General features: G+C 42.2%; 23 protein-coding genes and 5 tRNA genes. 3 read left to right on the top strand and 25 right to left on the bottom strand.

The annotated features are described in order from the left end of the window. Nucleotides 1–38 precede the first annotated feature (38 nt). From ACSR9A_RS16845 to ACSR9A_RS16820, 6 genes are all read right to left on the bottom strand, one after another. A tRNA-Leu gene (locus tag ACSR9A_RS16845) sits at nt 39–123 on the bottom strand. Nucleotides 124–151: 28 nt separating this feature from the next. After that, nucleotides 152–227, bottom strand: a tRNA-Lys gene (locus tag ACSR9A_RS16840). A gap of 18 nt (nt 228–245) precedes the next feature. Further along, a tRNA-Glu gene (locus ACSR9A_RS16835) sits at nt 246–320 on the bottom strand. A gap of 87 nt (nt 321–407) precedes the next feature. Beyond that, nucleotides 408–496 (bottom strand) — tRNA-Ser (locus ACSR9A_RS16830). Between the two features lie 5 nt (nt 497–501). Further along, nucleotides 502–577, bottom strand: a tRNA-Asn gene (locus ACSR9A_RS16825). A gap of 54 nt (nt 578–631) precedes the next feature. Then, complete coding sequence (locus ACSR9A_RS16820) at nt 632–1,114, bottom strand: SprT family protein (protein ID WP_473758416.1); 483 nt, start codon at nt 1,112–1,114, stop codon at nt 632–634. A gap of 226 nt (nt 1,115–1,340) precedes the next feature. Between ACSR9A_RS16820 and ACSR9A_RS16815 the strand changes: the two genes are divergently transcribed. Then, nucleotides 1,341–1,691: a hypothetical protein gene (locus ACSR9A_RS16815; protein WP_056034079.1), complete on the top strand. Its 351-nt coding sequence runs from the start codon at nt 1,341–1,343 to the stop codon at nt 1,689–1,691. A gap of 78 nt (nt 1,692–1,769) precedes the next feature. Further along, nucleotides 1,770–1,922: a cortex morphogenetic protein CmpA gene (gene cmpA, locus ACSR9A_RS16810; protein ID WP_099516750.1), complete on the top strand. Its 153-nt coding sequence runs from the start codon at nt 1,770–1,772 to the stop codon at nt 1,920–1,922. Between the two features lie 80 nt (nt 1,923–2,002). On the opposite strand, the gene ACSR9A_RS16805 is transcribed toward cmpA, so the two are convergent. From ACSR9A_RS16805 to uptA, 6 genes are all read right to left on the bottom strand, one after another. Further along, nucleotides 2,003–2,644, bottom strand: coding sequence for a nitroreductase family protein (locus tag ACSR9A_RS16805; protein ID WP_473758415.1), 642 nt, complete (start codon nt 2,642–2,644; stop codon nt 2,003–2,005). 146 nt (nt 2,645–2,790) lie between these two features. Next, nucleotides 2,791–3,255, bottom strand: coding sequence for an RrF2 family transcriptional regulator (locus ACSR9A_RS16800; RefSeq protein ID WP_473758414.1), 465 nt, complete (start codon nt 3,253–3,255; stop codon nt 2,791–2,793). Between the two features lie 101 nt (nt 3,256–3,356). Then, complete coding sequence (locus ACSR9A_RS16795) at nt 3,357–5,588, bottom strand: Tex family protein (protein WP_473758440.1); 2,232 nt, start codon at nt 5,586–5,588, stop codon at nt 3,357–3,359. A gap of 249 nt (nt 5,589–5,837) precedes the next feature. After that, nucleotides 5,838–6,473, bottom strand: coding sequence for an MBL fold metallo-hydrolase (locus tag ACSR9A_RS16790; RefSeq protein ID WP_445933831.1), 636 nt, complete (start codon nt 6,471–6,473; stop codon nt 5,838–5,840). A 32-nt stretch (nt 6,474–6,505) separates the two neighbouring features. Then, nucleotides 6,506–7,072 carry a thioredoxin family protein gene (locus ACSR9A_RS16785; RefSeq protein ID WP_473758412.1) on the bottom strand — a complete coding sequence of 189 codons (567 nt, stop codon included), beginning with the start codon at nt 7,070–7,072 and terminating at the stop codon, nt 6,506–6,508. Nucleotides 7,073–7,131: 59 nt separating this feature from the next. Next, complete coding sequence (uptA, locus tag ACSR9A_RS16780; protein WP_473758411.1) at nt 7,132–7,740, bottom strand: undecaprenyl phosphate transporter UptA; 609 nt, start codon at nt 7,738–7,740, stop codon at nt 7,132–7,134. A gap of 147 nt (nt 7,741–7,887) precedes the next feature. Between uptA and ACSR9A_RS16775 the strand changes: the two genes are divergently transcribed. Then, entirely contained in the window at nt 7,888–8,199 is a 312-nt protein-coding gene (locus tag ACSR9A_RS16775) for a dehydrogenase (RefSeq protein ID WP_473758409.1), read from the top strand. 102 nt (nt 8,200–8,301) lie between these two features. Here the strand turns inward: ACSR9A_RS16775 and ACSR9A_RS16770 are convergent, their stop codons facing one another. The 13 genes from ACSR9A_RS16770 to ACSR9A_RS16710 form a co-directional block, all read right to left on the bottom strand. Continuing rightward, entirely contained in the window at nt 8,302–8,481 is a 180-nt protein-coding gene (locus ACSR9A_RS16770; protein ID WP_473758408.1) for an H-type small acid-soluble spore protein, read from the bottom strand. A 25-nt stretch (nt 8,482–8,506) separates the two neighbouring features. Beyond that, nucleotides 8,507–8,713, bottom strand: a complete 207-nt coding sequence (locus ACSR9A_RS16765; protein WP_473758407.1) for a hypothetical protein — start codon at nt 8,711–8,713, stop codon at nt 8,507–8,509. An 88-nt stretch (nt 8,714–8,801) separates the two neighbouring features. Then, nucleotides 8,802–10,247, bottom strand: coding sequence for a cardiolipin synthase (gene cls, locus ACSR9A_RS16760; protein WP_473758406.1), 1,446 nt, complete (start codon nt 10,245–10,247; stop codon nt 8,802–8,804). 247 nt (nt 10,248–10,494) lie between these two features. Continuing rightward, entirely contained in the window at nt 10,495–11,475 is a 981-nt protein-coding gene (locus ACSR9A_RS16755; protein ID WP_473758404.1) for a glycosyltransferase family 2 protein, read from the bottom strand. Next, entirely contained in the window at nt 11,465–12,871 is a 1,407-nt protein-coding gene (locus ACSR9A_RS16750; RefSeq protein ID WP_473758402.1) for an undecaprenyl-phosphate glucose phosphotransferase, read from the bottom strand. The genes ACSR9A_RS16755 and ACSR9A_RS16750 overlap by 11 nt, the downstream gene beginning before the upstream one ends. Nucleotides 12,872–13,577: 706 nt before the next feature. After that, entirely contained in the window at nt 13,578–14,576 is a 999-nt protein-coding gene (locus ACSR9A_RS16745) for an acyltransferase family protein (protein WP_473758401.1), read from the bottom strand. 113 nt (nt 14,577–14,689) lie between these two features. Further along, nucleotides 14,690–15,673: a glycosyltransferase family 2 protein gene (locus tag ACSR9A_RS16740; protein WP_473758398.1), complete on the bottom strand. Its 984-nt coding sequence runs from the start codon at nt 15,671–15,673 to the stop codon at nt 14,690–14,692. A gap of 46 nt (nt 15,674–15,719) precedes the next feature. Next, complete coding sequence (locus ACSR9A_RS16735) at nt 15,720–17,258, bottom strand: alginate O-acetyltransferase AlgX-related protein (protein ID WP_473758397.1); 1,539 nt, start codon at nt 17,256–17,258, stop codon at nt 15,720–15,722. Between the two features lie 10 nt (nt 17,259–17,268). Continuing rightward, nucleotides 17,269–18,687, bottom strand: a complete 1,419-nt coding sequence (locus tag ACSR9A_RS16730; protein ID WP_473758396.1) for an MBOAT family O-acyltransferase — start codon at nt 18,685–18,687, stop codon at nt 17,269–17,271. A 47-nt stretch (nt 18,688–18,734) separates the two neighbouring features. Then, nucleotides 18,735–20,630 (bottom strand): rhamnan synthesis F family protein, encoded by a 1,896-nt coding sequence (locus ACSR9A_RS16725; RefSeq protein WP_473758394.1) that lies wholly within the window; start codon nt 20,628–20,630, stop codon nt 18,735–18,737. Between the two features lie 90 nt (nt 20,631–20,720). Then, complete coding sequence (locus ACSR9A_RS16720; protein WP_473758393.1) at nt 20,721–21,596, bottom strand: NAD-dependent epimerase/dehydratase family protein; 876 nt, start codon at nt 21,594–21,596, stop codon at nt 20,721–20,723. Between the two features lie 32 nt (nt 21,597–21,628). Next, nucleotides 21,629–22,360, bottom strand: a complete 732-nt coding sequence (locus tag ACSR9A_RS16715) for an ABC transporter ATP-binding protein (protein WP_473758392.1) — start codon at nt 22,358–22,360, stop codon at nt 21,629–21,631. 26 nt (nt 22,361–22,386) lie between these two features. Continuing rightward, nucleotides 22,387–23,160 carry an ABC transporter permease gene (locus tag ACSR9A_RS16710; protein ID WP_473758390.1) on the bottom strand — a complete coding sequence of 258 codons (774 nt, stop codon included), beginning with the start codon at nt 23,158–23,160 and terminating at the stop codon, nt 22,387–22,389. Nucleotides 23,161–23,211: the final 51 nt, after the last annotated feature.

Genomic DNA, 23,211 nt, shown 5'->3' with positions numbered 1-23,211 from the left:
AAGCCTTGATTATCAAGGCTTCTGGAAGTTTTAAGTTATGGTGCGGTAGACAGGATTTGAACCTGCACGTCCATTGGACACTACCCCCTCAAGATAGCGTGTCTGCCGTTCCACCACTACCGCACATTTAGGGAAGTCTTACAAGAAAAAATGGTGAGTCATGTAGGATTCGAACCTACGACACCCTGATTAAAAGTCAGGTGCTCTACCAGCTGAGCTAATGACTCTCATTTAGAAAAAATAAATGGTGACCCGTAGGGGACTCGAACCCCTGTTACCTCCGTGAAAGGGAGGTGTCTTAACCACTTGACCAACGGGCCTTAATTGTCGCACACAGTGATATTAGGCGTAAAAAAAAGACCGGCATGTTGAACGGCCTTCCGTTACAATCACTTTGAGAAAAAATATGGCGGAGAGGAAGGGATTCGAACCCTTGCGGCTGTTACACCCTAACGCTTTAGCAAAGCGCCCCCTTCGGCCTCTTGGGTACCTCCCCATATGTGGCTCCCCGAACAGGACTCGAACCTGTGACAACTCGATTAACAGTCGAGTGCTCTACCAACTGAGCTATCAGGGAATACTTTGTTTTTCTCAGTGTTGCCTGTGAACCGCGGCGACAAGTAATAATTTATCATGTATCTGAATTTAAGTCAAGCGTTTTTAAAAATAATTTTCCGCGACATTTTCCACACGCATATTTAGCGGGATTTATCCGCCTTTTTCGCATGTATTCCATTCCACATTCCTTGCATACCAGCTTGTACCGAAACGGCTCAACACGGCGCTCCGGCAGCGATTGGCAGTACCTCGATCCACCCACCTGAGCAAGCAGCCGCTTAAAATCCTCATCGCGGTGCCGATAGCCTCTCTTCAATATATGCAGATGATAATGGCACAACTCGTGCTTAATTATTTTTTCTGTTTCCTCTACTCCGAACGTCGAAAGCTGATAAGGACTAATTTCAATATTATGCGACTTCATAAAATATCGCCCGCCTGTCGCCTTCAATCGGCCGTTAAATGTTGCCAGATGCTTGAATGGCCGCCCAAAGCTTTTGAGGGACACCCACTCCACCCATTGCTGGAGCTCCTCGTCTTTCATCGTCTGCACCATAAATCTTGATTCTCCCTTGTTCATTTGTTCTCTTGCACTCTAGTTTGCCAAATAAAATAACAACCGTAAAGAGGCCGGAAAAAGTGTAGCGGAAACCACTTCGTTTTTCTGGCATTTTTGCTGCCCATACGCTACACTGTCAAGTAGTGATGCACTTTTATGGCACGGCAGCAATAAACGGCTGCATGATGCAACGAATGTTTTGAGGGGAGAATCCAATCATATTATGCCAACGATGCGTTTTGTACTAATGAAAAACAATGATCAGGTCTTCTTTGTAGAAATGCCTGATACGCATGCCTATCAATTAAGCGCCCTTAACCTGCGCCTGCACAAGGAGCTGGACAAGCTTACTGCTGAGCAGGTGCCTGCGCTTCCATATGCGATTGCTGAATGTGACCGCGTAGAGCTGCACGACAGCTCGATTCGCATTGCTTCGGGCTTAGACTACATTAACGAGCTGGAACGCGAATTTGCGGCTGTTAAAGAGTCTGCTTACCCGCTTATTGCCCTACTCACGGAAATTCGTGCGCTGCAAGCTCAGCTTGAGCAGTGGTATGAAGATGAAATCGGCTAAATAGGACCTGCACGGACATTCGCCCTTCCCCATATGGTAGTAATACATCAGGGATGACCGGGAGGAGGGCGATCCGCAATGCCGCAGTGGCTGTGCAATCAAATGATGCGTGCGTTTCATAAGAAAGATCGCAGGCAAATTAAGCTGCTTAATGAATGCTGGTATTTTTATCGCAGCAAGCAAAGCACCAAGGATACGGATAACAACAACGAACTTACGATTCGCCATTGAGCGTCGTAGTACAGCAATGAAGCCTCCGGCTCCCACTCATTGAAGTGGATGCCAGAGGCTTCTTCGTTTGCTGCTATAAATTACATTTTGTTAAAAAACGTTATATCGTTGATCGGCAGACGCGTGCTCGGATGGCCGGTTTGGGAAGCTTTGCCGATTGGCAGCAAAATGTTCAAGGCATAACGCTCTGGAATGTTCAGCAGCGCTCTTACTTTATCGCGATCGTAGCCGCCCATAGGTACGGTATCGTATCCTTTTGCTTTGGCCACTTGCATAATTTGCATCGATACGAGGCCTGCATCAAATACAGTCACTTCATGCAGACGCTCTTTCGGAATGGACGTGTAAAGCTTCTGAGAGTTTGCAGCGAATGATTCGCTCATCTCCCTAGTCATAAGTCCAGCTTCTGCCATTGATCCATAAATGGTCTCAGCATTCTTATACATTTCCTGGTCGCCTAAAACGACGATAACAGCTGCTGCGTCCACAACCTGCTGCTGGTTGTTCGAGATTGGCAGCAATTGCTGTTTAATAGCCTCGTCTGTTACAACCAGAAAACGCCAAGGCTGCATGTTCGACGACGATGGTGCTTTTGCGGCAATTTCCAAAATTTCCGTAATTTCCGCTTCCGTCATTTTTGCGGTATTGTCATAATGGCGCACCGAGCGGCGATCGCTTAATACTTGATAAAAAGCTTGGCTTTGTTGTGTTTGTACAGTCATGATAATTCCCTCCAAAGTATCGTTTATATAAGTGCAATTCTTACTGTGCAAAATATAACACAGTTAATTTCAAAAAAACGTCTGCTTCACAAGCAATAGTATAGTACTCCATCCACTCACTTGTCAATCGTATATTTCTAACTATTTTATAGTTGGTTATCTATTCCCTTTTTAAGATCGCATACCCGTCTCGTCAGCTGTTCAATTGTCCCTTGACCCAGCATAGCGAGCGCGCTATTTTTTACTCCCTCAGAAATTTCCCCAAAGGCTTGGCGCATTTCCTGTCCAAATTCATGCTCTCCTGTCGTCTGCTCCAAGCCTTTGCATAGTGGCTCCCCTAGTTGAAGCGCCAAATACACATCTGCCAGCGTAATTGCGCCTGCAGAGCGGCTTAGCTTGTAGCCCCCGTCCTTGCCTTCCTTCGTTTCCAACAGCCCCTCACGGGCAAGCTCCGCCATTACGCGACGCAGCAATGTCGGTTCAACCTGAAGTCGTTTTGCAATTTCAGCGCTTGTGCAGGGCTGATCCTTATGAGCAAGTACGACGAGCGCCTGAAGCGCTATGCCAAACCATTTATGATGGGGAAAAGTGCTGCATTTCTCGGCTTGCATAGATGCTCATCCTCTCTGTTACTTTACAAGGCAACTCATGATAATCCCTATTAAGTATGACGGACTTGCCGACAATCGGCAAGTCCGTCTTTAAGCTTTTATTAACCAGGCTTGCGCATCGTGAGGCCAACACGCCCTTTTTTCACATCTACAGTCAGTACCCAGACGGTAACGGTGTCCCCTACAGATACAACGTCCATCGGGTGCTTCACAAATTTATCGCTCAATTGGGAAATATGGACAAGCCCGTCATTTTTAAGCCCAATGTCGATAAATGCCCCGAAATCGATAACATTGCGGACCGTGCCCTGCAGCTCCATGCCCGCGGTCAAATCCTCCAGATTCAGCACCTCGGTATGAAAAATAGGAGCGGGAAGCTCCTCCCGCGGATCGCGTCCAGGGCGCAGGAGGCTGTCTGCAATATCGCGCAGCGTCGGAACGCCGACGCCTAGCTCGGAAGCGACAGCAGCCACATCCAGCTCCGTCAGCTTCTGTTTAAGCTCTTCTGTGCCGAGCTGGTTCAGCTTAACGCCTAAATGGGCAAAAAGCTTGTCCACGACCGCATACGACTCGGTGTGAATTGGCGTAGCATCCAGCGGATTCGCCGCTTCAGGAATGCGCAGGAAGCCGATACACTGCTCGTAAGCTTTCGCGCCTAGCCGCGGCACCTTTTGCAGCTGCGCGCGCTTCACGAAACGGCCATTCTCCTCGCGATATTTGACGATGTTGCGGGCCGTCGTAGCATTAATGCCCGCAACATAGGATAGCAACGACGCTGAAGCCGTATTAACGTCTACGCCTACATGGTTTACCGCCGACTCTACGACAGCGCCCAAGCTTTCATCCAGACGCTTCTGGCTGACGTCATGCTGGTATTGGCCGACGCCGATTGCCTTTGGCTCAATCTTGACGAGCTCAGCTAGCGGGTCCTGCAGCCTGCGTGCAATGGACACGGCGCTGCGCTCAGCAACGTCAAGAGACGGGAATTCCTCGGCAGCAAGCTTGGAAGCCGAATATACGCTCGCCCCTGCCTCGCTGACAATAATATATTTCAGCTCAAGACCAGGCGCGGCTTGGCGGGCTTTAATCAGGTTCGCAATAAACTGCTCCGTTTCCCGTGAAGCCGTCCCATTGCCAATGACAATCAGCTCTACTTTATATTTATCAATCAGGCCATTAATTAGTCGCTCCGCTTCCACTACTTTATGATGAGGTGCGGTTGGATAGGATACGGCTACTTCCAGAAGCTTGCCTGTATCGTCGATGACCGCCAGCTTGCAGCCTGTGCGGAACGCGGGATCGACGCCAAGCACGACATTGCCGCGAACGGGCGGCTGCAGCAGAAGATTGCGCAGATTTTCCGAAAAAATCGAAATCGCATGCTCCTCCGCTTTATCTGTCAGCTCACCGCGAACCTCGCGCTCAATAGACGGTGCTATCAAGCGTTTATACGAATCCTCAATGACGGAAACAAGCACCCTTCTTACTGCTTCGGCCGTATGATTCCGTAAAATTTTACGCCCAACATGCTCATGAATCCGCTCAGTGGACAACTCGAACGCCACCTTCAGCACATCCTCGCGCTCGCCGCGATTAATCGCCAGCACGCGATGCGGAGGCAGCTTTCGCAGAGGCTCATTGTAGCTGTAGTACATTTCGTATACAGACTCCGCTTTCGCATCTCGTGCTTCGGTACGAATAAGCGAATGATCAAACGTATGCTTTCGCACCCAGGAGCGAATCGAAGCATCATCTGCTATATTTTCAGCCAAAATATCCATGGCCCCTTGCAGCGCTTCCTGAGCGCCGGGAACACCTTTGGCCTCATCTATATATTTGGCAGCCTCGGCGAGAGGCTCGCCTTGGCGCGGCTGCGACCAGAGCCACTGCGCAAGCGGCTCTAAGCCCCGCTCCTTCGCCACGCTCGCCCGCGTCTTGCGCTTCTGGCGATACGGCCGGTATAAATCTTCAATTTCCTGAAGCTTAACGGCGGCGTTGATCGCTAAGCTCAATTCCTCGGTCAGCTTGCCCTGCTCGTCGATAAGCCGAATAACCTCGCGCTTGCGCTCTTCCAAATTCCGCAAATATTGCAGTTTTTCCTCAATGGCTCTAAGCTCAGTCTCGTCCAGCTCGCCCGTCATTTCCTTGCGATATCTGGAAATAAAAGGTATCGTATTGCCTTCATCCAGCAAGGCGACAGCCGCTTTAACTTTCGTAACCGGGATAGCTAGCTGGGCGGCTACGCCTTTTATAATCCGTTCATTTTCCGCAGCTATTTGTTCCGCTGTCCGTTCCACCTTGCCAGTTGGTCCATCGAGCGCTTCACTCGTTATATTCGTCGTCGTATTTGCCAAGCGTTACGCACCGTCCTTTTTGCATTTTCATAGCCTGCTTATTTTGCCGCAGGCGGGCTTCTCCCTATTTTACCATTATGTTGGGCACGTGTTCAAAATCATTGCTCCTTATATGCTGCACAAGCCTGCATGCCTTCCTCAGGCAGCACAAAAACCGCCAGCCGCAAGCGGCTAATGCCACGCTGGCTGACGGTTATATTGCCTCTCTCATCATTCTTGCTTAAACAATTAGCGCGTAAACGGGTTATTCGCCTTCTCAAAGCCAATCGACGTTCGCGGACCATGTCCCGGATAAACTTTGACCTCATCAGGCAGCTTGTAAAGCTTGCCCTGAATGGAATCGTACAAATCCCGCTCGCGACTGCCCGGCAGGTCGGTACGTCCAACGGAGAGCCTGAACAGCACATCGCCGGAAAAAAGATCGCTGCCGCGCAGGAAGCTCACGCTGCCTGGCGAATGTCCTGGCGTATGCATGACACGGAATTTCTCGCCCAGCAGCTCCAGCGTCATCCCTTCATCCAGCGCATATTCCGCTGGATCGGTCGTCAGTGGCGGCGTTACCTCCTGCCAGCGCAAAGAACCATTTTTCCCAGCATCCGTCAGCCAGTCGGCCTCCAGATCGTGGATATAAACCGGGCAGCCTGCCGCCTTGCGAACCTCGTCCACACCGCCCATATGATCGAAATGGGCATGTGTAAGCAAAATCGCCTCAATATGCGTATCCGCAATCCGCTTCAGCAGACCTTTCGGGTTCATGCCCGGGTCAATGATGAGGCCACGTTCCTTGCCTGTTTCCTCATCCTTTACCGTGAGCAGATAGCAGTTCGTCTGGAGAGGCCCCAGCGCAAATGACTCAACTCGCATTTCACTCATCATCAATGCTCCTATTCTCCTATTTAGAACGACTCCAGCAGGTCGCGCAGTTCCTTCACAATAACTGAATGATAGCCTGTGCCTTCGCCGTAACGGCGGCCCATTTCCTGGCGGACAAGTCCAAGCTTCTCTTGATAATCCGCTGCTTCACGGTCTGGATTTTCCAGCTTGAATGCGGTCATCGCTTCTTGAACATGCTTAGGACGCGGTCCCCATTGTCCAAGCACATGGCCGCCTGTATCTGCAATAATAACGATCGGCACCGCACGGCCGCCCATCGTCAAAAACTGCTCCATCGTATCGAGATGCTCCTCCATAATGAGCACCTCTGTTGGAACGCCGCTATTTTCAAGCGCACGGAATACAACTGGAATATTGCGAATGACATCGCCGCACCATTCCGCCATCAAAATCAAGACGCGCAAATCGTCGCGGTTATTTAGTGATTCGAAATATTCACGATCGCTTTCATCGGTCCAAGCAAACTGGTTGTGCCAGTCTTGAAAGGCCTCTTTATTTTTCTCCATGCCGTCGATGAATTGCTGTGGGCTGATGCCCTTGTTCAATTTCTCTGCTACGCTTTTGCTCATATTCATTTACCCTCTTTCCTCTGTTATATGTATTGTAAAGCCATGCGTGTCAGGCTGAATTACGCCGATTTTTTACGTGATTTTCTAATTTTATAAAGCGAATAAATAATGATCAGCAATACGGCAAGAATAATAGCCGGAAGCACATAATCCTTTGATTGCTCATGAATATTTTCCCAATTTTCGCCAAGCGAGAAGCCCAAATAGACGAACAATAGCGCCCATGGCAGGGATGCTGCTGCAGTAAGAATAGTAAATAGCCAAAAATTCATTTTCGCCATGCCTGCGGGAATCGAGATGACCTGACGCATAACAGGAACGAAACGGGCTGTAAACACAATGCCGGAGCCATATTTTTTGAACCATTCTTCGGCAAGATCGACATGCTTCTTTTTAATCTTAATATACTTTCCGTATTTCTCCACCAGGGGACGTCCCCCGTATCTTCCGAATGCATACAAGATCCAATTTTGCCCAACCGCGCCAAGCGTCCCAAAAAAGACGGCGCCTGCGTAGGAAATTTCGCCTTTGTACACCAAGTAGCCGCCAAAACCGAGCACGATCTCGCTTGGAATGACCTCCATCAGCAAACCGATCAAAATGCCAAAGTAGCCAAGGCTTTCAATCCATAAGAGCAGTGCATGCAAAATCTCCGAAATCCTATCCATCACGCTTGCCTCTCACATCCTCTCTAAACTACTGCTTCGTCTGTTATTCTACCACACGGAAGGAAGGCTCATCCAGTCGAAACGATGCAGGTGACGATCATACAGGCGGAAGCATACATATAGAGGATAGAGAGGAGTCGGTCTGCCATGAAGCCTACTGCCCAGAAGCATGATTCAAGCCTGCCTACCGCTCGTAAAATAAGGCGTGCCTGCAGCAATGAGCTGTACCGTACGGCCAAACGTTTGAAGCTGTGGGTATCCAAAGAAAAGCATGATCAGGCGGAAAATTTATATTTTAAAAAGGTGGCTGTTCATCTGCTGTGGATTCACGAGCATAAAAGCAATCGCAAGCTGCTCGCCGATTGGTGGGATGAGAACGTCTCCGCTGAAATCGCCGAGCTATGGGAGACGGATCAAGCAAAGCTCAGCGTTGCCTTTCGTGAATCATTTGGCGGGTAAGGGCATACGAAAAGAAGCAGGGTATCATCTGCAGGCAATCAGCCTCTCCGAAATACCCTGCTCTTCACGCTTTTGTTAAGAACGCACAGCTTGCAGCCGCGGCTACTCTTCCCTTAGCCGTTCCAATGAAACGGTCTCCGTATTTAATGGATTGGAGCCAACCTTTACAGTCGCCATATTATTAGCTATATCCACATGCTCAATCCAGACGGATTTGCCATCGAGCTGCACGGCAATGGTTTGTGATGAATCATAAATTTGCTTGGCGCGCGAAGCGTCCATTAGGTTCCCTCCTTTTGCTTGATTGCTATCTTCCTTCTTCCTCCATCGTATCGGTCGTCGATTCATCAATAAGGCCATTATGAGGCGTTACATTGCCTCCTCCGAGCCCTTCGTTCACCATACGGTCAATATCCATAAAATAATCGGAGCGCCCTTCGTGCTCGGCATCAACGCCAGCATTCGCTGACACATTCTGATCTTCGGTTGTCGGCTGTTCATTTCCATCTGCCATCGTTTACCCTCCTTCCTTCATACGTTCTGCTAGCCTACTTGCAAAATATGCCCAGACCACAGCTGTTTCATTCATCAACAAAGAGCAGCTACAACAACGGGGACAGCATATGCGCCGCGGCTTCCGCCATCTTTTGCTTAGCAGGACGTTTCGTAAACTCAGCCAAGCTCAGCTCATCGCTGTCTTGCTCATCCTGCCGAAAATCCCTCTTCAGCTGTGCAATTGAGCCGGGATCAAACAAAAGCGCATTTTGCTCATAATTGTTGTAGAAGCTGCGCATGTCCATATTCGCCGTTCCTACTGACGCCAGCATGCGATCAATGATGAGCACCTTGGCATGAATAAAGCCTTTTCGATAGCGAAAAACCTTAATTCCCGCCTTGAGCAGCGGCTCTACATAAGACAGCGTAGCCCACAATACAAGCTGTGAATCACCTTTGCCCGGAATAATGATTCGTACATCGACGCCGCTCAGCGCAGCTACCCGAAGTGCCATCAGCAAGCCCGGGTCGGGTATAAAATAAGGCGTCGACAAGCAAATGCTTTCTTTCGCAGCCATTACCGAAGCAACGACTGACTCCAATATCGGCTCTCCGATTTGATCAGGACCTCCAGGCGTAATGAGTACCGGATTACGGCCGTCGCAATAATGCTTGGGCATATAACGTTCATCATCCAGCTCCTCATGTGCAGCGAAAGCCCAATCGCACCTGAACAGCTGCTGCAAAAAATAAACCGCATCTCCCTCCAGCTGCACATGGGTATCCCGCCAAAAACCAAGCTTCGGATTTCCTCCCAAATACTCATCGCCTATATTAATGCCTCCAACGAAGCCGATTGTGCCATCGATGACTGCGATTTTACTGTGATTGCGGTTGTTCAGCCTTCGTTCATACCATGCATGGCGCGGCGGTAAAAAACAGCTCGTCTGAACGCCAGCAGCAACAAGCTCTTGAATATAGGCTTGGCTTATATTCATGCTGCCGATGCCATCATACAGCACGCGAACCTCTACCCCCGCCATTGCCCGCTCGATTAAAGCTTGCTTAAAGCGCTGTCCGATTCCATCATCCCGTATCGTATAATAATCGAGATGAATATAGCTCTTAGCCCAGCTAATCGCCGCCAAGATCGCTTCATAGGTATCCTGCCCATTTTGGAGCACCTGGACTTTGTTGCGCAGCGTAATACAGTGGCCCTTCGAAGCCGTCAACAGCCGGAAAAGCTGCTCTTGCCCATTAAGATCAGGACTTCCCAACAAATCGGCGAAGCTTTGCGCATTATGCGTCAGCTCCCCCGCTAGGAGAAGCTTCTCTTGAGCGAGCCGTTTATGTGTATGACTGCTTTGGCGATTCACCGGCCGTGCCAGCAGCAAGTAAAGCACAAGCCCCAAAATCGGCAGCAGCATCGTAATCGTGAGCCAAGCCGCTAGTCGTGCAGGCCTGCGATATTCCATGGCGAAGATAAATACAAATTGCAGTAAATAAAGCCCTAGAACGATGGCCAGAGCTATTATAATCAACCAACCGGACATGAAGGTCCCCCTTGTTGTGCCGCTCGTTTAAAACACCACAAACCTACTAACTTGTGCAATGTAATACAAACAATCAGCTTGCAGTTACAATCCTGTTTGTTTAGTGTCCGCGGTTCATCAATCCATTATTCGCTTGTTTACACAATAAACAGCACGCCACCTCAATTACCAAATTGAGGTGGCGTGCTGTTTATTGCTTTACAATGCTGTTTGCTGAAAGCTTCGTTAAGCATATCTGCTAGTAAGGCTAGCCCGTACGTTTCATTGGAGCCGACGCATCATTAACACGATGCATTCTATCCCAAATCAGCTTATGCATGCTGAAATACCTACACAAAAACACCGGAAGACGCTTATGTTTTATGCCTAGTTTGTAGCCAATAAGCTTCGCTGCCGATTCAGCAAAAAGCACAGGAATCAAATGATAACGATGCTCTTTCAGCAAGCATTTCAGCTGGGTTTTGACCAGCTTGAAACCAGGCTTCCCTACTTTACTGTATGGAATAATCCATTCGTTGCGGCACATCGATACCCCATTGTCAAAAAAACGCCTAAACTGCTGCATCAGCGTATAATCATGGGAATGATAAACCCCAGCTTCCGCGGCATAGGCAATGCTGTATCCGTTCATAACACAGGTCGCGGCCATAAACATATCCTCATTGAAAATAACAGGAGCTGCAAAGCTTCCCATCTCATAAAAGGTTTCTCTGCGATAGGCCGCGCATACATTCGAACAAATAAATGTTTGAATGCCCATTTGATCAATATCTGCTTTAGATTTCAATCGCGGCTCAGGCGGATAATTGGATGATCTGGCCAGCCTCTCCAGTATTCCTGCATGGGGATAAGGTATTTGCCTTGCGTAGGAGCAGGCGGTTCTGGGATCATCAAGCAGCGGCTGGATAAGCTTTTCAAGCAGCTGTTCATCATAGGGCAGCGCATCCTGCGTCATAAATACGAAAAAATCGCCTTTTGCCTGAGCAGCCGCTGTATTGCGTGTACCACCATGATCAAACTCACTGCGCAGCACCGACAGCACCCGCGTGCCTAGTTGACTGGCCCGCTCCGGCGTACTATCGTCTGACGCAGAATCCATAACGATAATTTCGTAGGGCTGCAATGTTTGTTTCTGAAGCCTTTGAATAAGCTCAACAAACTCCGCTCCTGCATTTAATGTAGGAATTATTACCGAAACCTTCACATTTGTATTGCGGTCAGTAAGCATTTTTATTGACAAACCCTCTCACAATCGTCATTACGATGATTTTCAAATCCAAAATAAACGTCCAGTTTTCAATATAAAATAAATCATGCACGATTCGATCCTCAATGGAAGTATCACCGCGCAGCCCATTCGTCTGCGCCCAGCCGGTAATGCCGGGACGAATCTGATGCTTAATCATATACTTCGGAATCTCTTCTTTGAACTGGCTAACGAAGTAGGGACGCTCAGGGCGCGGCCCGACAACGCTCATATGTCCGAACAGCACATTAAAAAACTGCGGAAGCTCGTCAAGGCTTGTGCGACGCAGAAAGCTGCCAAACTTCGTACGGCGTGGATCATTTTCCACCGTCCACTGGGTATTGGACACTTCGCCAGTTGACACTCGCATCGAGCGAAATTTATACATAAAGAAATTTTTGCGGTTCAACCCCATCCGCTCCTGCTTAAACAGAACCGGTCCAGGAGAGGTCAGCTTGATGCCAATAACCGTTGCCAACATAATGGGTGAAGTAATAATAATAGCAATAAGCGAGAAGATAATATCAAAGCCGCGTTTTAGCACACGATTACTTAGCTCATCTAGCGGAACATCCCGTACATTGATGAGCGGAATACCGGCAAAATTATCAAAAAACGGCCTAGCAGGCAACAAATCAAAAAAGTCTGGGATAATTAGCGTCTTCACGCCTGTCTTCTCGCAAGTCTCAATGATCTGTGCGTATTTCTTATGCGCTTCGAGCGGCAATGCAATAATAACCTCGTCAATCGTTAGATCGTTCAGCTTCTCTTCAAGATCGTCGAGTTTGCCGATAATCGGCTGCATAAACTGATGCTCCTCCGCATGCTCTCCCTGATAATCGTCAAGAAAACCGACTGCTTCATATCCCAGTTCAGGACGCTTCTGCAAATTATGATAAAAGCTGCGCCCCACTGAGCCTGCCCCGACAATTAACACATAACGCTTGTTGTAACCGCGACGCCGAAAGGAGAACAGCATAGATTTTACAACATAACGATAGAGAGCTATAGCTGCAATATTCATCAGGAAAAAGATTAAAAGTAATTCCCGGGAAATATGGACTTCACCTGTGAAATAAAATAAGCTGAGCAAGAACAGGAAACTGATCGTCTGAATCTGAATAATCTTCAATACTTCATAAGAATAATTTTTGCGCCGCTTAGGCGAATAAAACTGCAAATAAAAACCGACTACGACAGCTGAAAATGAATAGACGGTTCCCCAAACCAAATAGGTGGAGAAAGGAACAGAATTCACATAGGACAACCAGCCACTATAAAATTTAAGCCAATAGGCGGCAAGAAATACAATTAACGTACATAACAGATCCGCAAGCATATATAACTGGGACAATATCCTCTGGTTTTGCCGGATCATAAATGCAAATTCACCCACATTCTATCAGATTTCGACTCTAGTAGTATTGTATCAAAATAAGGATGCAAAAAGAACCCCATATGTTTCCACATGGAGTTCTTTTTGCATCCTTGAAACAACGGAAGCCCGAGCAGGTGCCTCTGTTTATTTGAAGTCATTTGTCTTGTAACCTAACAAGCAATCGAATAAAATCAAATGAAATCACCTGAAAAAATAACACAAATTAGATATTTATGTATAAAATTCAATTTAAAAACCAAGTTTTTTTAAAGTAATTTAATAATAATTAGCAAATGGTCAAGCAACATACGACACTTAAACCCTAAAAGCAATATGTGCGGTTTTCCATCCAAGACAATTTTGGGGTCCTTATTAATAAGGAACAAAGCGCACGCTAATTCCTCTTCCGAAGCTTCTGCGAAACCATAGCCTTTGGTAAAGAACTCTCCTAGCAGTCTGTTCGCATTTTCATTCTTGCCTGCTGCCAAGAGGAATAGAAACCGGAAAAATAAACCTCAAAAACTAGGCAAAGTATTTAGGCGTTCGTGGTAAGCAAATTCTTTACCGCAATCAACGGCAACCGTTACCAATACAGATGCCGTGAGCGAATGGACAGCCTTAAGTCAGGTTTTTCAGTGGCCTTGGGTGAGCATCGGTTGCTGTGCAGTATAATCCTACTACGTCTATAGTATATTTTTTAAATTTTTTATTGCTTATTCGTAGAAAACTTGACTATTAATCCTTTGCAATAATCAATAATCCAATAAATCAAAAATGATAACCCAATAGACATTGCCAAGAAAATAATAAATTGGGTCAAGTCAGTATAAACCTGCCCGTTAATAGTAATTACTCTATATAGCATTTTCACATGCCAAATATACAACTCTAACGAAATAAAACCTATAATTCCCCAAAATCTAAAGTTAAAATTAAATTGATATAAAAACAAAACGATAAACATATTAAAAACCAATGCAACTATAATATTATAAGGATAGCCAACCGTCATAGTCTTATGATACAAAAAAATAATTATAGGCAACAGAAGAATCATAATTAATGGAATATTCACCTTTTCAAAAAACACAAACAAAATTTCTTTGTATTTTGCAACGGCTAATCCTAAAACAAAGCATGCAATGCTATTATACCAAGTATCTGATATACCAAGCCTATTCAGTGTAATCATATACAGAATAATTATACCAAAAAAAACAAGTACGTCATATTTCCCGAAATATTTAATAACAAAGTGAAGCAATATGTAAAGACCCATTAGAACAAGGATAAACCAATATCCTGCATTGAAAATATTTAATTTATTCACAGACCATGATTGATCAAAAAGGAGAGTATCAACAATGTTAATCACTTCAGTAATAACAAATACTTGAAGAACCTTTTTTACCCAATGAAACTTTTTTAGTTTATTTTTGGTAAATGACATGTAGTTAGCATATCCTGATAGTAGAAAGAAAAAACCTACCGCACAACTTCCTGTATACATAAATATTCTACCTGAAAAATTAGTAAAAGCTGATACATGCTGAGCATAATGATTTAGCACTATAACTACAGCAAATATGCCGCGTAAAGTATCTGTACTTTTCCTATCAAAAAAATCTATTTTTTTCTCCTGTGAAGACTTAGATTTAAATAAAACCGAGATCAATATCCATAACCATATTGCGCCAAAAAACATAAACTAAAGTCTCCTTTTTGAATATAGATAAGGATAGAGCACATCCAAAGTGAAATAAAGAAAAGGGGGATTTTCACTTCACCAGAACCTGTTTTTTAAAATTTTCTGGTGATTCATTTCATGTATTCATTGCCTCCTAAAATAGCTACTTCACTACGTTTTTCCTTCATCTTGCGATAGATTTGCCTGCGCTTTCGCAGCATGGCAGGCAGCATTTTGAAAATAACGGGCCAAGATCCAAGCAGGCCTGGTTCTCTAAGCAGAATATACGCAAGCTTCGCAGCTTCCACGAAAATCAGCAGGGGAACCAACCAGAGCAGCTGCCAGCTGATTGGCTCATTTTTAATAAGCGTGAACCAGCGGTTCTGATAAGAGTGCCTCCGGATGAACAAGGGAACAGAACGGCGCCCTCCCTGCTTCCATCCTCGGTGATGAAGCGCACCAGCCGAAGGCACATAACTGGCTTTCCAGCCTAGCTTCTGCGCCCGACACGCCACGTCTACATCCTCTTTATAGGCAAAATAGTCCTCATCAAAAAACTGTCCGTCGATTTGAATATCACGAATCATAGCCATGCGATACACTGCCGCTGCTCCGGATACCCCGAATACTTCCATCGGTTTGCTCCAATTCACGGCAGGCTCATCAGTGGCCAAATCATAGGCTTGACGCGTGCGGCGCATGCCAAGTCCTGCACTATCCATCTTAGAAGGATCAGAACCTAGTACTAGCCTACCTGTCACACTGCCAACTTGCTGATCGCTTTCCATGAAAGCTACCGCCTCCGCCAAATAATCCTTCCCGAGCGTCACATCGGGATTAAGAACCAGAACATAATCGGCATCGGTTTGCGAGATAGCCTGATTTTGCCCGCCGGCAAATCCATTGTTTATGCTATTGGCGCTAAAATGAATATTTCCTTTCAAGCCCTCATTTGCGGCATAACGCTGCACAATCGCTTGCGTTCCATCACTGGAAGCATTATCAATAACAATAACCTGCTCTGGCCGCAAAGTCTGACTCAGAACTGCATGTAAGCACGCTTCAATATCTGAAGCGCTATTGTAGGTCACGATACAGACGCTTGCTGTAGCCATTACAACTCATCACTCACTATCTTTTACACACTAGTTTAGAACTTCATTATTTAAGCTCAACCTTAAACTTTACTGGTTCCAAAAAATGCGTTTTATCTGCTGCTACAATTACGAAGCTAAACTGTCCTGCCTTCTTTAAATCTGCAGTATTAACATTAAATGTAAACCCAGTATTTAATAAGTCATTATTCTTAAAATGAGTTGCTACTCCTCCATGAGGTGTTCCATATACTCCGGAATAATACTTATCTCCAACCTTCAAAAATATATCACTAATTGATTTATTAGTTGTCGGATCGAATGCCCAACCACTTAAACTCACATATTTTTTTGAATCATCAATAATTATTGTACCTTGCTCATTTACCAACTCATTATTAGTATAATCCAGATACAAAGATGAATCACCAATTGTAGGTAACTTTGAAAAAGTAGCAAAATTATTAAATGTTTCAGTAGAATTAGATAAAACATTCATTGTGTGATCAAACATTCTTTCCACGCTTTCAACTATAACTATATCTGGTTCGGTTAAATCAATGAAGCTTTGAATTTTATTCATGTTATCTGTATGAATAAAAGTCATTTCTGAAAACGATTCAGCAAGTTCAGGAATCAGCATCCCATAAAAGTAACTATCACCTAATACAAGAGCCTTAGGTAATTTTTTATTACTGTTCTCAAAGCTATAGGATACATTATTATAAGTTAAATTTATATCATTAAAAACACCGTTAGACTGAACCGCCGTACCTGTATATTTCGGTGTAAATGCATAATCTAATTCTTTAAATGGCACAGCATTATAAACCTTGACTTCCCGCTCATAGTTCGAAATGTCATAATCCTCAAATGACAGCATATTCACATTTGGAAGGTATTCCTTCACCTTCTTCATCAATTCAGTATATCCAATAAAAGCACCATACTTATTCCAGTGAGCATTGTCATATCGAGGCGAATAGACTGTTGCATCAGATTTAGCTTTCATTAGTGCATCTTCGGGAGTAAAGAAATTAATATTTGTATTTTTTAATAAGTAATCTGTTATGATGTCAGTTTTAGATATGTCGCCTACCTTTAATATGGTATCAGGATAATTTTCAGGATAAATCGTTTTTTTATCTAAATTCAACATCATAATCATTGGAATGTTTTTCAGTTTCAAATAATCATTAACTTTTTCCAATGAATTTCCCCAAACTTTAAGTTGTTGTTCGGATGGAAGGCTTAAATTTTGATAATCCTTAATAACATCCGAGTTTACATAGTATAACCAATCATCCTTACCGATCATAGTATCTGTCTTCGTAAGTTTACCAAATAACTCATATTGAAGAAGCGTATTTGTCATTACGAGCTCGTCTCTAAAGCCTAAATTATCATTTAGCCATGTCTCAAATTCTCTGATAAAACCAGTGTTTATATTATTGTCAGGTGTTCTGAAAGAAGGGAAAGAAGCCAACACTCGATTTTCTGAAGCAGATATTTTCCCTTCTTCCAAGTTTACTTTAATTATAGGAACCATTATAGAAATGAAAAAAAATAATATCATTAAGATGTTCAACACTCTGAATGCTTTCATTGATTACTCCTTAAAATCTAAAATAAATAAAAGGATTATAGGTCGATGTTGCTAAGAACATAATACAGATAATAAAAATTAAAACGATATAAAGATTTTGAACTAACAAACTAAAACTACTATGCTCTTCATACGATCCTATATTCGTTCTTAAATATTTAGCTATTGGCAATGAAGCAATAATCGCTATAATTATTACGGTTATCGTCATTGGATCTAAGTAATACCATACCGTAAAGCCTACAGCAGTAGGCTGAACAACACCAAACATTATTTTTAGATAGCTAATGGCATCATCTAAATTAGGAGCCCTGAAAAATACCCAGCCAATAATGACAATTAACATTGTATATAGCCACGTCAATAGGGCAGGAATTTTAAAGCCCCACTCTCTCTTCTTCAACACTCTCTCAATTATTAAAAATATTCCATGCCATAATCCCCATATAACAAAGTTCCACGCAGCTCCGTGCCATAATCCGGTGACTAGGAAAACTATAAACAGATTTGCATATACATTTCCTCTTCTATTGCCACCTAGCGGGATATACAAATAATCTCGGAACCACGAGGAAAGTGATATATGCCATCTGCGCCAAAACTCCGTGATTGATTGCGATATATATGGATAATTAAAATTTTCCAAAAATTTAAAACCAAACATTCTAGCTAAGCCGATGGCCATGTCCGAATATCCTGAAAAATCGAAATATAGCTGGAATGTGTAACAAATTGCCCCTACCCATGCCATGGCCATCGTATTTTGATCCTGAGGCAATCCGAAAATATTATCTGCGACCGATCCTAATGAGTTTGCTATTATCACTTTTTTCCCAAGTCCTAAAACGAATCTTCGGATACCATGAGCAAAATCATCAATAGTTGTTGTCCTATTATCAATTTGATCATGTACGTCAACGTATCTAACTATAGGCCCTGCTATTAATTGTGGGAAAAAGGCTTTGAATAACGCAAATTTCACAAAGTTTTTTTGAACAGACACTTTGCCCGAATAAACATCAATAACATAAGAAAGACCTTGGAAAGTGAAAAATGATATTCCAATAGGCAGTATAATGTGATGTAATTCTAGGTTAGATTTTACTATATTATTAATAGTCGATATAGCAAAATCAAAATACTTAAAATAGAACAGTAACCCGCAGTTAGCTACAATACCGAGAATTAAAGTACCTCTGCTGATAAAAAGGTTCGAGCGTTTTTTACTAAATGTGATTAGAATCCCGAATAAGTAGTTAATTATTATAGATAATATAATAACAAAAACGAATTTCGGTTCTCCCCAAGCATAAAATAAAAGGCTCGCTATCAGCAAAAAGGCATTTCTATACTCTATTTTCAACAAGTAATATCCTAACAATACTAAAGGAAGAAAACAAAATAAAAATATAGTCGAACTAAAAACCATCTTCAGAACCTCTTTCGATCATAAACTATAAAGAATTTCTTTATGGTCTACCTAGAAAACCTATGCTTCATCCTTTTTAACATATTAAACACCGGCCTAGGCAAGCGCTGCTTTAATTTCACCTTCATTCTTATGAAGAATGAATTATTAAAGGTAAGATTATTTCTAAAATTAGTTAGCATTGTATAGTGCACTTGCGGCCCACACTTATCAAAATATGCTATATTGATTTCACGAAGCATATAATAGAGATTAGTTATCTCAATTCTTGCATAACTATCTGCTAATGCCCAACCAGAGTAGTACCCATCATTTTGAACAACAAAAGGATAAATCCTTTCTACGGCATGGAGCAGTGATCCATCAGTATTATTAGGTTCTTTAGGAAAATCCTCATAGTTCCAGTCATACTCAAATAGAGTTTTTAAAGCTTTAGGCCTAAACCAAAACATTGTGCCAAGCGGAGCAATTGGCTCTTTATGAGAATGGAAATCCACATTGAGCTTGAGCTTTTCTGCAAGCTTTCTAGTATTCTCAAAATTCGAGCCCCACTCAAAACCAATTGTTGAATAAAAATGAGCATGACTTGGTGTAGGTGGCGTTAACATGCCTAACCTTGGATTTTCTTCAAATGTACTAATAATATTCTGAACATAATGCTCACTTTGGAGTATATTCTCAAAGCACTTATAGGAGAATGATTCCCCCACTGCATGTGGTTCAACCTGAGTCGTTTTTTTGTCATGTGCAAAGCAGACATAATCATAATCCATTACAAAATCTTTGCTGCCAACTAAAAGGGCACTTACATCTCTTCCTCTATTTTCAATTAGAATAACTTCTAATTTTGCACAATCAAGGCTTGAAAAAACCTCTAAAATCTTTTTCTTTTTCTTTTCTGTATCTGTCGTAATATATACATCGGCCTCTGAAGGCATCGATTTAGCATACTGATAACAATAGGAGACTAAATCTTCGAAATATATATGCATAATTAATGCAACTTTTTTATTTGAATTAGTAGCTTGTGCCTCTTTCGAGAATGATGTCGGTAAAACATAATTATGGTGCATATTCTTTTTAATATCTGCTTGATTATTAATGCGTAACACATTATCCCAAATCATATTCACATCATAATCAAAATTTTCTTTAATATATTCATAAATTTCTATAGATTGTTCACCCGTTGTGTAATTGAGATAATCAGCATATTCATGAAAAAAACTACGGCGTTTTACGATTGGACATTTCCTATTTTTAACGAGCTCTAAAGCAGCCATTAAAATTGGAGCATGAGAATGCTTATGCAAGTCCTTAGTGTCCACAAACGAACTCCATTTGAATCCCTTATCACTGAAATCCTTTGTAAATATGGCTTCATGATAGCATATTGCTTCTTCGTAGGACGTTATCGGGCCCATTTCATCCCAATATTTTCTAAATTCATAACTTCTTAACATATCCTGCCGAACAACAATAAAATGCGACTGGATGTGCTCTGGCAAATAACCATACTTTATTTTTTTGAATGGATCATATTCTGCTCCATGGTAAGTAGTAATCCCCCAAAAGTCTAAATCCTTTTTATCCATTTCTTCAAACATATTTTTAAACGGATACAATGGACCGAAAATAGTGAAATTAAAAAAAACAACTTCATCAAATTCTTTTATTTTGTCCCATCCGAAGTATTTTATCCCTTCTTTATATGCCCATACATCAAACCCCGTGTTATCACGTACAAGTAAATCCTTAGTAATTTTATTAAATTTCTCCCTGCCTTCAGGCGAAAGCTTCCCGTTGCAAACTACTAATAATTCACTAACATTCTTTTTCATGTCTTCAAGCATATAAGGAATATAGTCATCAACTATTCCTTGTTTATCATAAAAAAAGAATATACCTAATCTATTTATTTTCTTTTTATTTTCAAGTATCAATTTTATTCTTCTCCCCTACATATCCTTTGATATTTAAAAACTAGAATTCAGTTTTTTACATCGCTTTCTCCCTTTATTATTGCTTAAAAATTATTTATTGAGCTTAGATGCATCTTTCTTCATTTTAAAATTTTCCTGTATTTTCACAATTTGCTCATTGTTCCCCCAGATAGCAGGTGAGTCATAAGGCCGATCAGGAAATGCACCATATTCCAGACTAATATTAAATTCATTGTCAATTAGAAATTTTTCAACCATATCCCGTAAAGCGACTGGACTTCCAGAGCAGCAATTAATTATGCCTGTAACTTCTGTTTGCATCACTGTAATTACAATTTGTTGGGCAAGTTCATCTACTGGAATAAAGTCGTACATATTTTTACCTGTAGTAAATGGGAATGTTTTTCTCCCTTCCTGCTCAGCTTGTATAAGTTTAGAAAAGATAGACTTATTGTTTAAATCATCACCCAATATGTAAAAGGCACGCATCCATTGAAAAATAACTTCCTTATCTTTAAACATGGTCTCTAATGCTTGACGAAGACTATTTTTTGCAATTCCGTATAGAGAGTGAGGATTGGTTCGGGTATCATTATTAATTTCTCCCTCGTAGTAGCCAATCTCATGCATTGTCCCCATCACAGCCACATGTTGAAGTCCACCATTTACCATGTCTCTAATAAACTTATAATGTGAATATAAATTTTGCATATGAGACTCGGAATTATGTACAAAACCATCCTTCCAAGCCATATGTAGACATATATCGGGCCTATCCAAGACATCATAGATATTTTCATAATCCCCAAAAATATCTGCATCGATTAATTTCACACGACGATCTACCACTAAATTATTGTATTTTATTGTACTTACCTGAAATCCTAGATCTAGTAGGCAATTAACAACATGGCGTCCAATGTAGCCACCGGCTCCCGTTACCAAGATTGATTTACCGTTAGACATCTAACTCTCCTCCGATTTTAAAACAAGTTATTTTATTTATTCACGTATGCATTACAAACCGCTTCAACCGAACCTACTGCAGCAATTTCACCTTTATTCAACCAAACCGCGTTTTTACATACTTTCTTTACTTGGTCAATTGAATGTGATACCAATATTAACGTTGTTCCGCCAGTTGTCATCTCATCCATTTTCTTCTCACATTTTTCCTGAAAAGCATGATCTCCAACAGACAAAATCTCATCTACAATTAAAATATCTGGTTTTACAATCGTCGCAATTGAGAACCCTAGACGAGCAACCATTCCTGAAGAAAAATTTTTAAGGGGTACATCTACAAAATCCTCTAGTTCAGAAAAACCCAATATTTCATCATACTTTTCAAGTATGAATTTTTTAGAATATCCCAGTACGGCTGCATTAAGAAATATATTCTCCCTAGCTGTCAGATCCATATCAAAACCTGCACCTAGTTCGATAAGCGGAGCTACACTTCCACTAACTGCAATATTTCCCGACGTGGGTTTTAAAATACCAGATATCGCTTTAAGTATCGTACTTTTACCTGAACCATTGCTGCCTACTATCGCAAAGGCATCTCCTTTTTCAACTTTAAAAGAGACATTTTTCAATGCATAAAACTCATCGTATGCTAAATCCTTTTTCAATAACTTAATCATGTATTCTTTTAAAGAATCTATTTTCTCTTTCCCTAGATTAAATCGCATTGAAACGTCTGCAACTTCAACCGCAAATTGAGTCATTGTTCAGCTCCTTCCGTAAGCAACCTTTAAATATGAAATACAAATTTATTTTGGTTTTTGTAAAAAATAAAAAGTCCCGCTGCCATTGATACTACAGCGAACATAATACACATAAGATTAATTTCAAGACTAGGCAATTTATTGTACAAAACGACCTCTCTAAATGCCTCTACGAAATAGTACATTGGATTAGCATATATAATCGATTTTACGAAATCAGGAACGGCATTAAGTGGATAAAATAAAGGTGTAAGATACATCCACGCCGATAAAACTACAGAATACAAATGCAATGTATCCCTAAAATAAACTGCACTAACCGACATAATAAGCCCAATACCTATTGAAAAAAACAAAATATATATCAAAGGTAATGGAAATAACAAAATAGTTGGAGAAATTTCGACATGAGTAACTAATATAACTATAAGCAATGCTACTAGTGAAAACAACAAAGTAACAAAAGATGACAAAACTCTTGAAACTGGAAATAAATATTTAGGGATATATACTTTCTTAATTAAAGAACCCCCATTTAATATGGAGTTCATAGATAACGTAGTAGCTTCGGCAAAAAAGTTGAAGATAATCTGTCCAGAAAGCAAGTACACCGGAAAATTAGGTATATCGAACTTGAACATGCTGGAGAAAACAGCTGTCATAACTGTCATCATTAAGAGAGGGTTCAACAGGCTCCATAAATAACCTAATACAGAACGACGGTATTTCACCTTCAAATCTCTAATAACAAATTGACTCAACAATTCTTTGTACTTCCAAAAGTTTTTAAAATATCTCATAGTTATTCTATCCTCAGATATTTATTTGACGTATAGTTAGGCTTGTCCAAA

The organism is Paenibacillus sp. R-74696 (genome assembly GCF_055814915.1).
Note: the sequence above shows the minus strand (reverse complement) of the source record. Positions and strands in the feature narration are given on the sequence as shown.

Excerpts from the sequence above, each read along its gene's own strand:
- ACSR9A_RS16715 (WP_473758392.1), bottom strand. The coding sequence starts at position 22,360 with ATGACTCAATTTGCGGTTGAAGTTGCAGACGTTTCAATGCGATTTAAT.
- cmpA (WP_099516750.1), top strand. The coding sequence starts at position 1,770 with ATGCCGCAGTGGCTGTGCAATCAAATGATGCGTGCGTTTCATAAGAAA.
- cls (WP_473758406.1), bottom strand. The coding sequence starts at position 10,247 with ATGTCCGGTTGGTTGATTATAATAGCTCTGGCCATCGTTCTAGGGCTT.
- ACSR9A_RS16735 (WP_473758397.1), bottom strand. The coding sequence starts at position 17,258 with ATGAAAGCATTCAGAGTGTTGAACATCTTAATGATATTATTTTTTTTC.
- ACSR9A_RS16745 (WP_473758401.1), bottom strand. The coding sequence starts at position 14,576 with ATGTTTTTTGGCGCAATATGGTTATGGATATTGATCTCGGTTTTATTT.
- ACSR9A_RS16800 (WP_473758414.1), bottom strand. The coding sequence starts at position 3,255 with ATGCAAGCCGAGAAATGCAGCACTTTTCCCCATCATAAATGGTTTGGC.
- ACSR9A_RS16770 (WP_473758408.1), bottom strand. The coding sequence starts at position 8,481 with ATGGACGCTTCGCGCGCCAAGCAAATTTATGATTCATCACAAACCATT.
- ACSR9A_RS16730 (WP_473758396.1), bottom strand. The coding sequence starts at position 18,687 with ATGGTTTTTAGTTCGACTATATTTTTATTTTGTTTTCTTCCTTTAGTA.
- ACSR9A_RS16750 (WP_473758402.1), bottom strand. The coding sequence starts at position 12,871 with ATGATCCGGCAAAACCAGAGGATATTGTCCCAGTTATATATGCTTGCG.
- ACSR9A_RS16755 (WP_473758404.1), bottom strand. The coding sequence starts at position 11,475 with ATGCTTACTGACCGCAATACAAATGTGAAGGTTTCGGTAATAATTCCT.
- ACSR9A_RS16805 (WP_473758415.1), bottom strand. The coding sequence starts at position 2,644 with ATGACTGTACAAACACAACAAAGCCAAGCTTTTTATCAAGTATTAAGC.
- ACSR9A_RS16815 (WP_056034079.1), top strand. The coding sequence starts at position 1,341 with ATGCCAACGATGCGTTTTGTACTAATGAAAAACAATGATCAGGTCTTC.
- ACSR9A_RS16790 (WP_445933831.1), bottom strand. The coding sequence starts at position 6,473 with ATGCGAGTTGAGTCATTTGCGCTGGGGCCTCTCCAGACGAACTGCTAT.
- ACSR9A_RS16740 (WP_473758398.1), bottom strand. The coding sequence starts at position 15,673 with ATGGCTACAGCAAGCGTCTGTATCGTGACCTACAATAGCGCTTCAGAT.
- uptA (WP_473758411.1), bottom strand. The coding sequence starts at position 7,740 with ATGGATAGGATTTCGGAGATTTTGCATGCACTGCTCTTATGGATTGAA.
- ACSR9A_RS16785 (WP_473758412.1), bottom strand. The coding sequence starts at position 7,072 with ATGAGCAAAAGCGTAGCAGAGAAATTGAACAAGGGCATCAGCCCACAG.
- ACSR9A_RS16720 (WP_473758393.1), bottom strand. The coding sequence starts at position 21,596 with ATGTCTAACGGTAAATCAATCTTGGTAACGGGAGCCGGTGGCTACATT.
- ACSR9A_RS16710 (WP_473758390.1), bottom strand. The coding sequence starts at position 23,160 with ATGAGATATTTTAAAAACTTTTGGAAGTACAAAGAATTGTTGAGTCAA.
- ACSR9A_RS16820 (WP_473758416.1), bottom strand. The coding sequence starts at position 1,114 with ATGGTGCAGACGATGAAAGACGAGGAGCTCCAGCAATGGGTGGAGTGG.
- ACSR9A_RS16775 (WP_473758409.1), top strand. The coding sequence starts at position 7,888 with ATGAAGCCTACTGCCCAGAAGCATGATTCAAGCCTGCCTACCGCTCGT.
- ACSR9A_RS16765 (WP_473758407.1), bottom strand. The coding sequence starts at position 8,713 with ATGGCAGATGGAAATGAACAGCCGACAACCGAAGATCAGAATGTGTCA.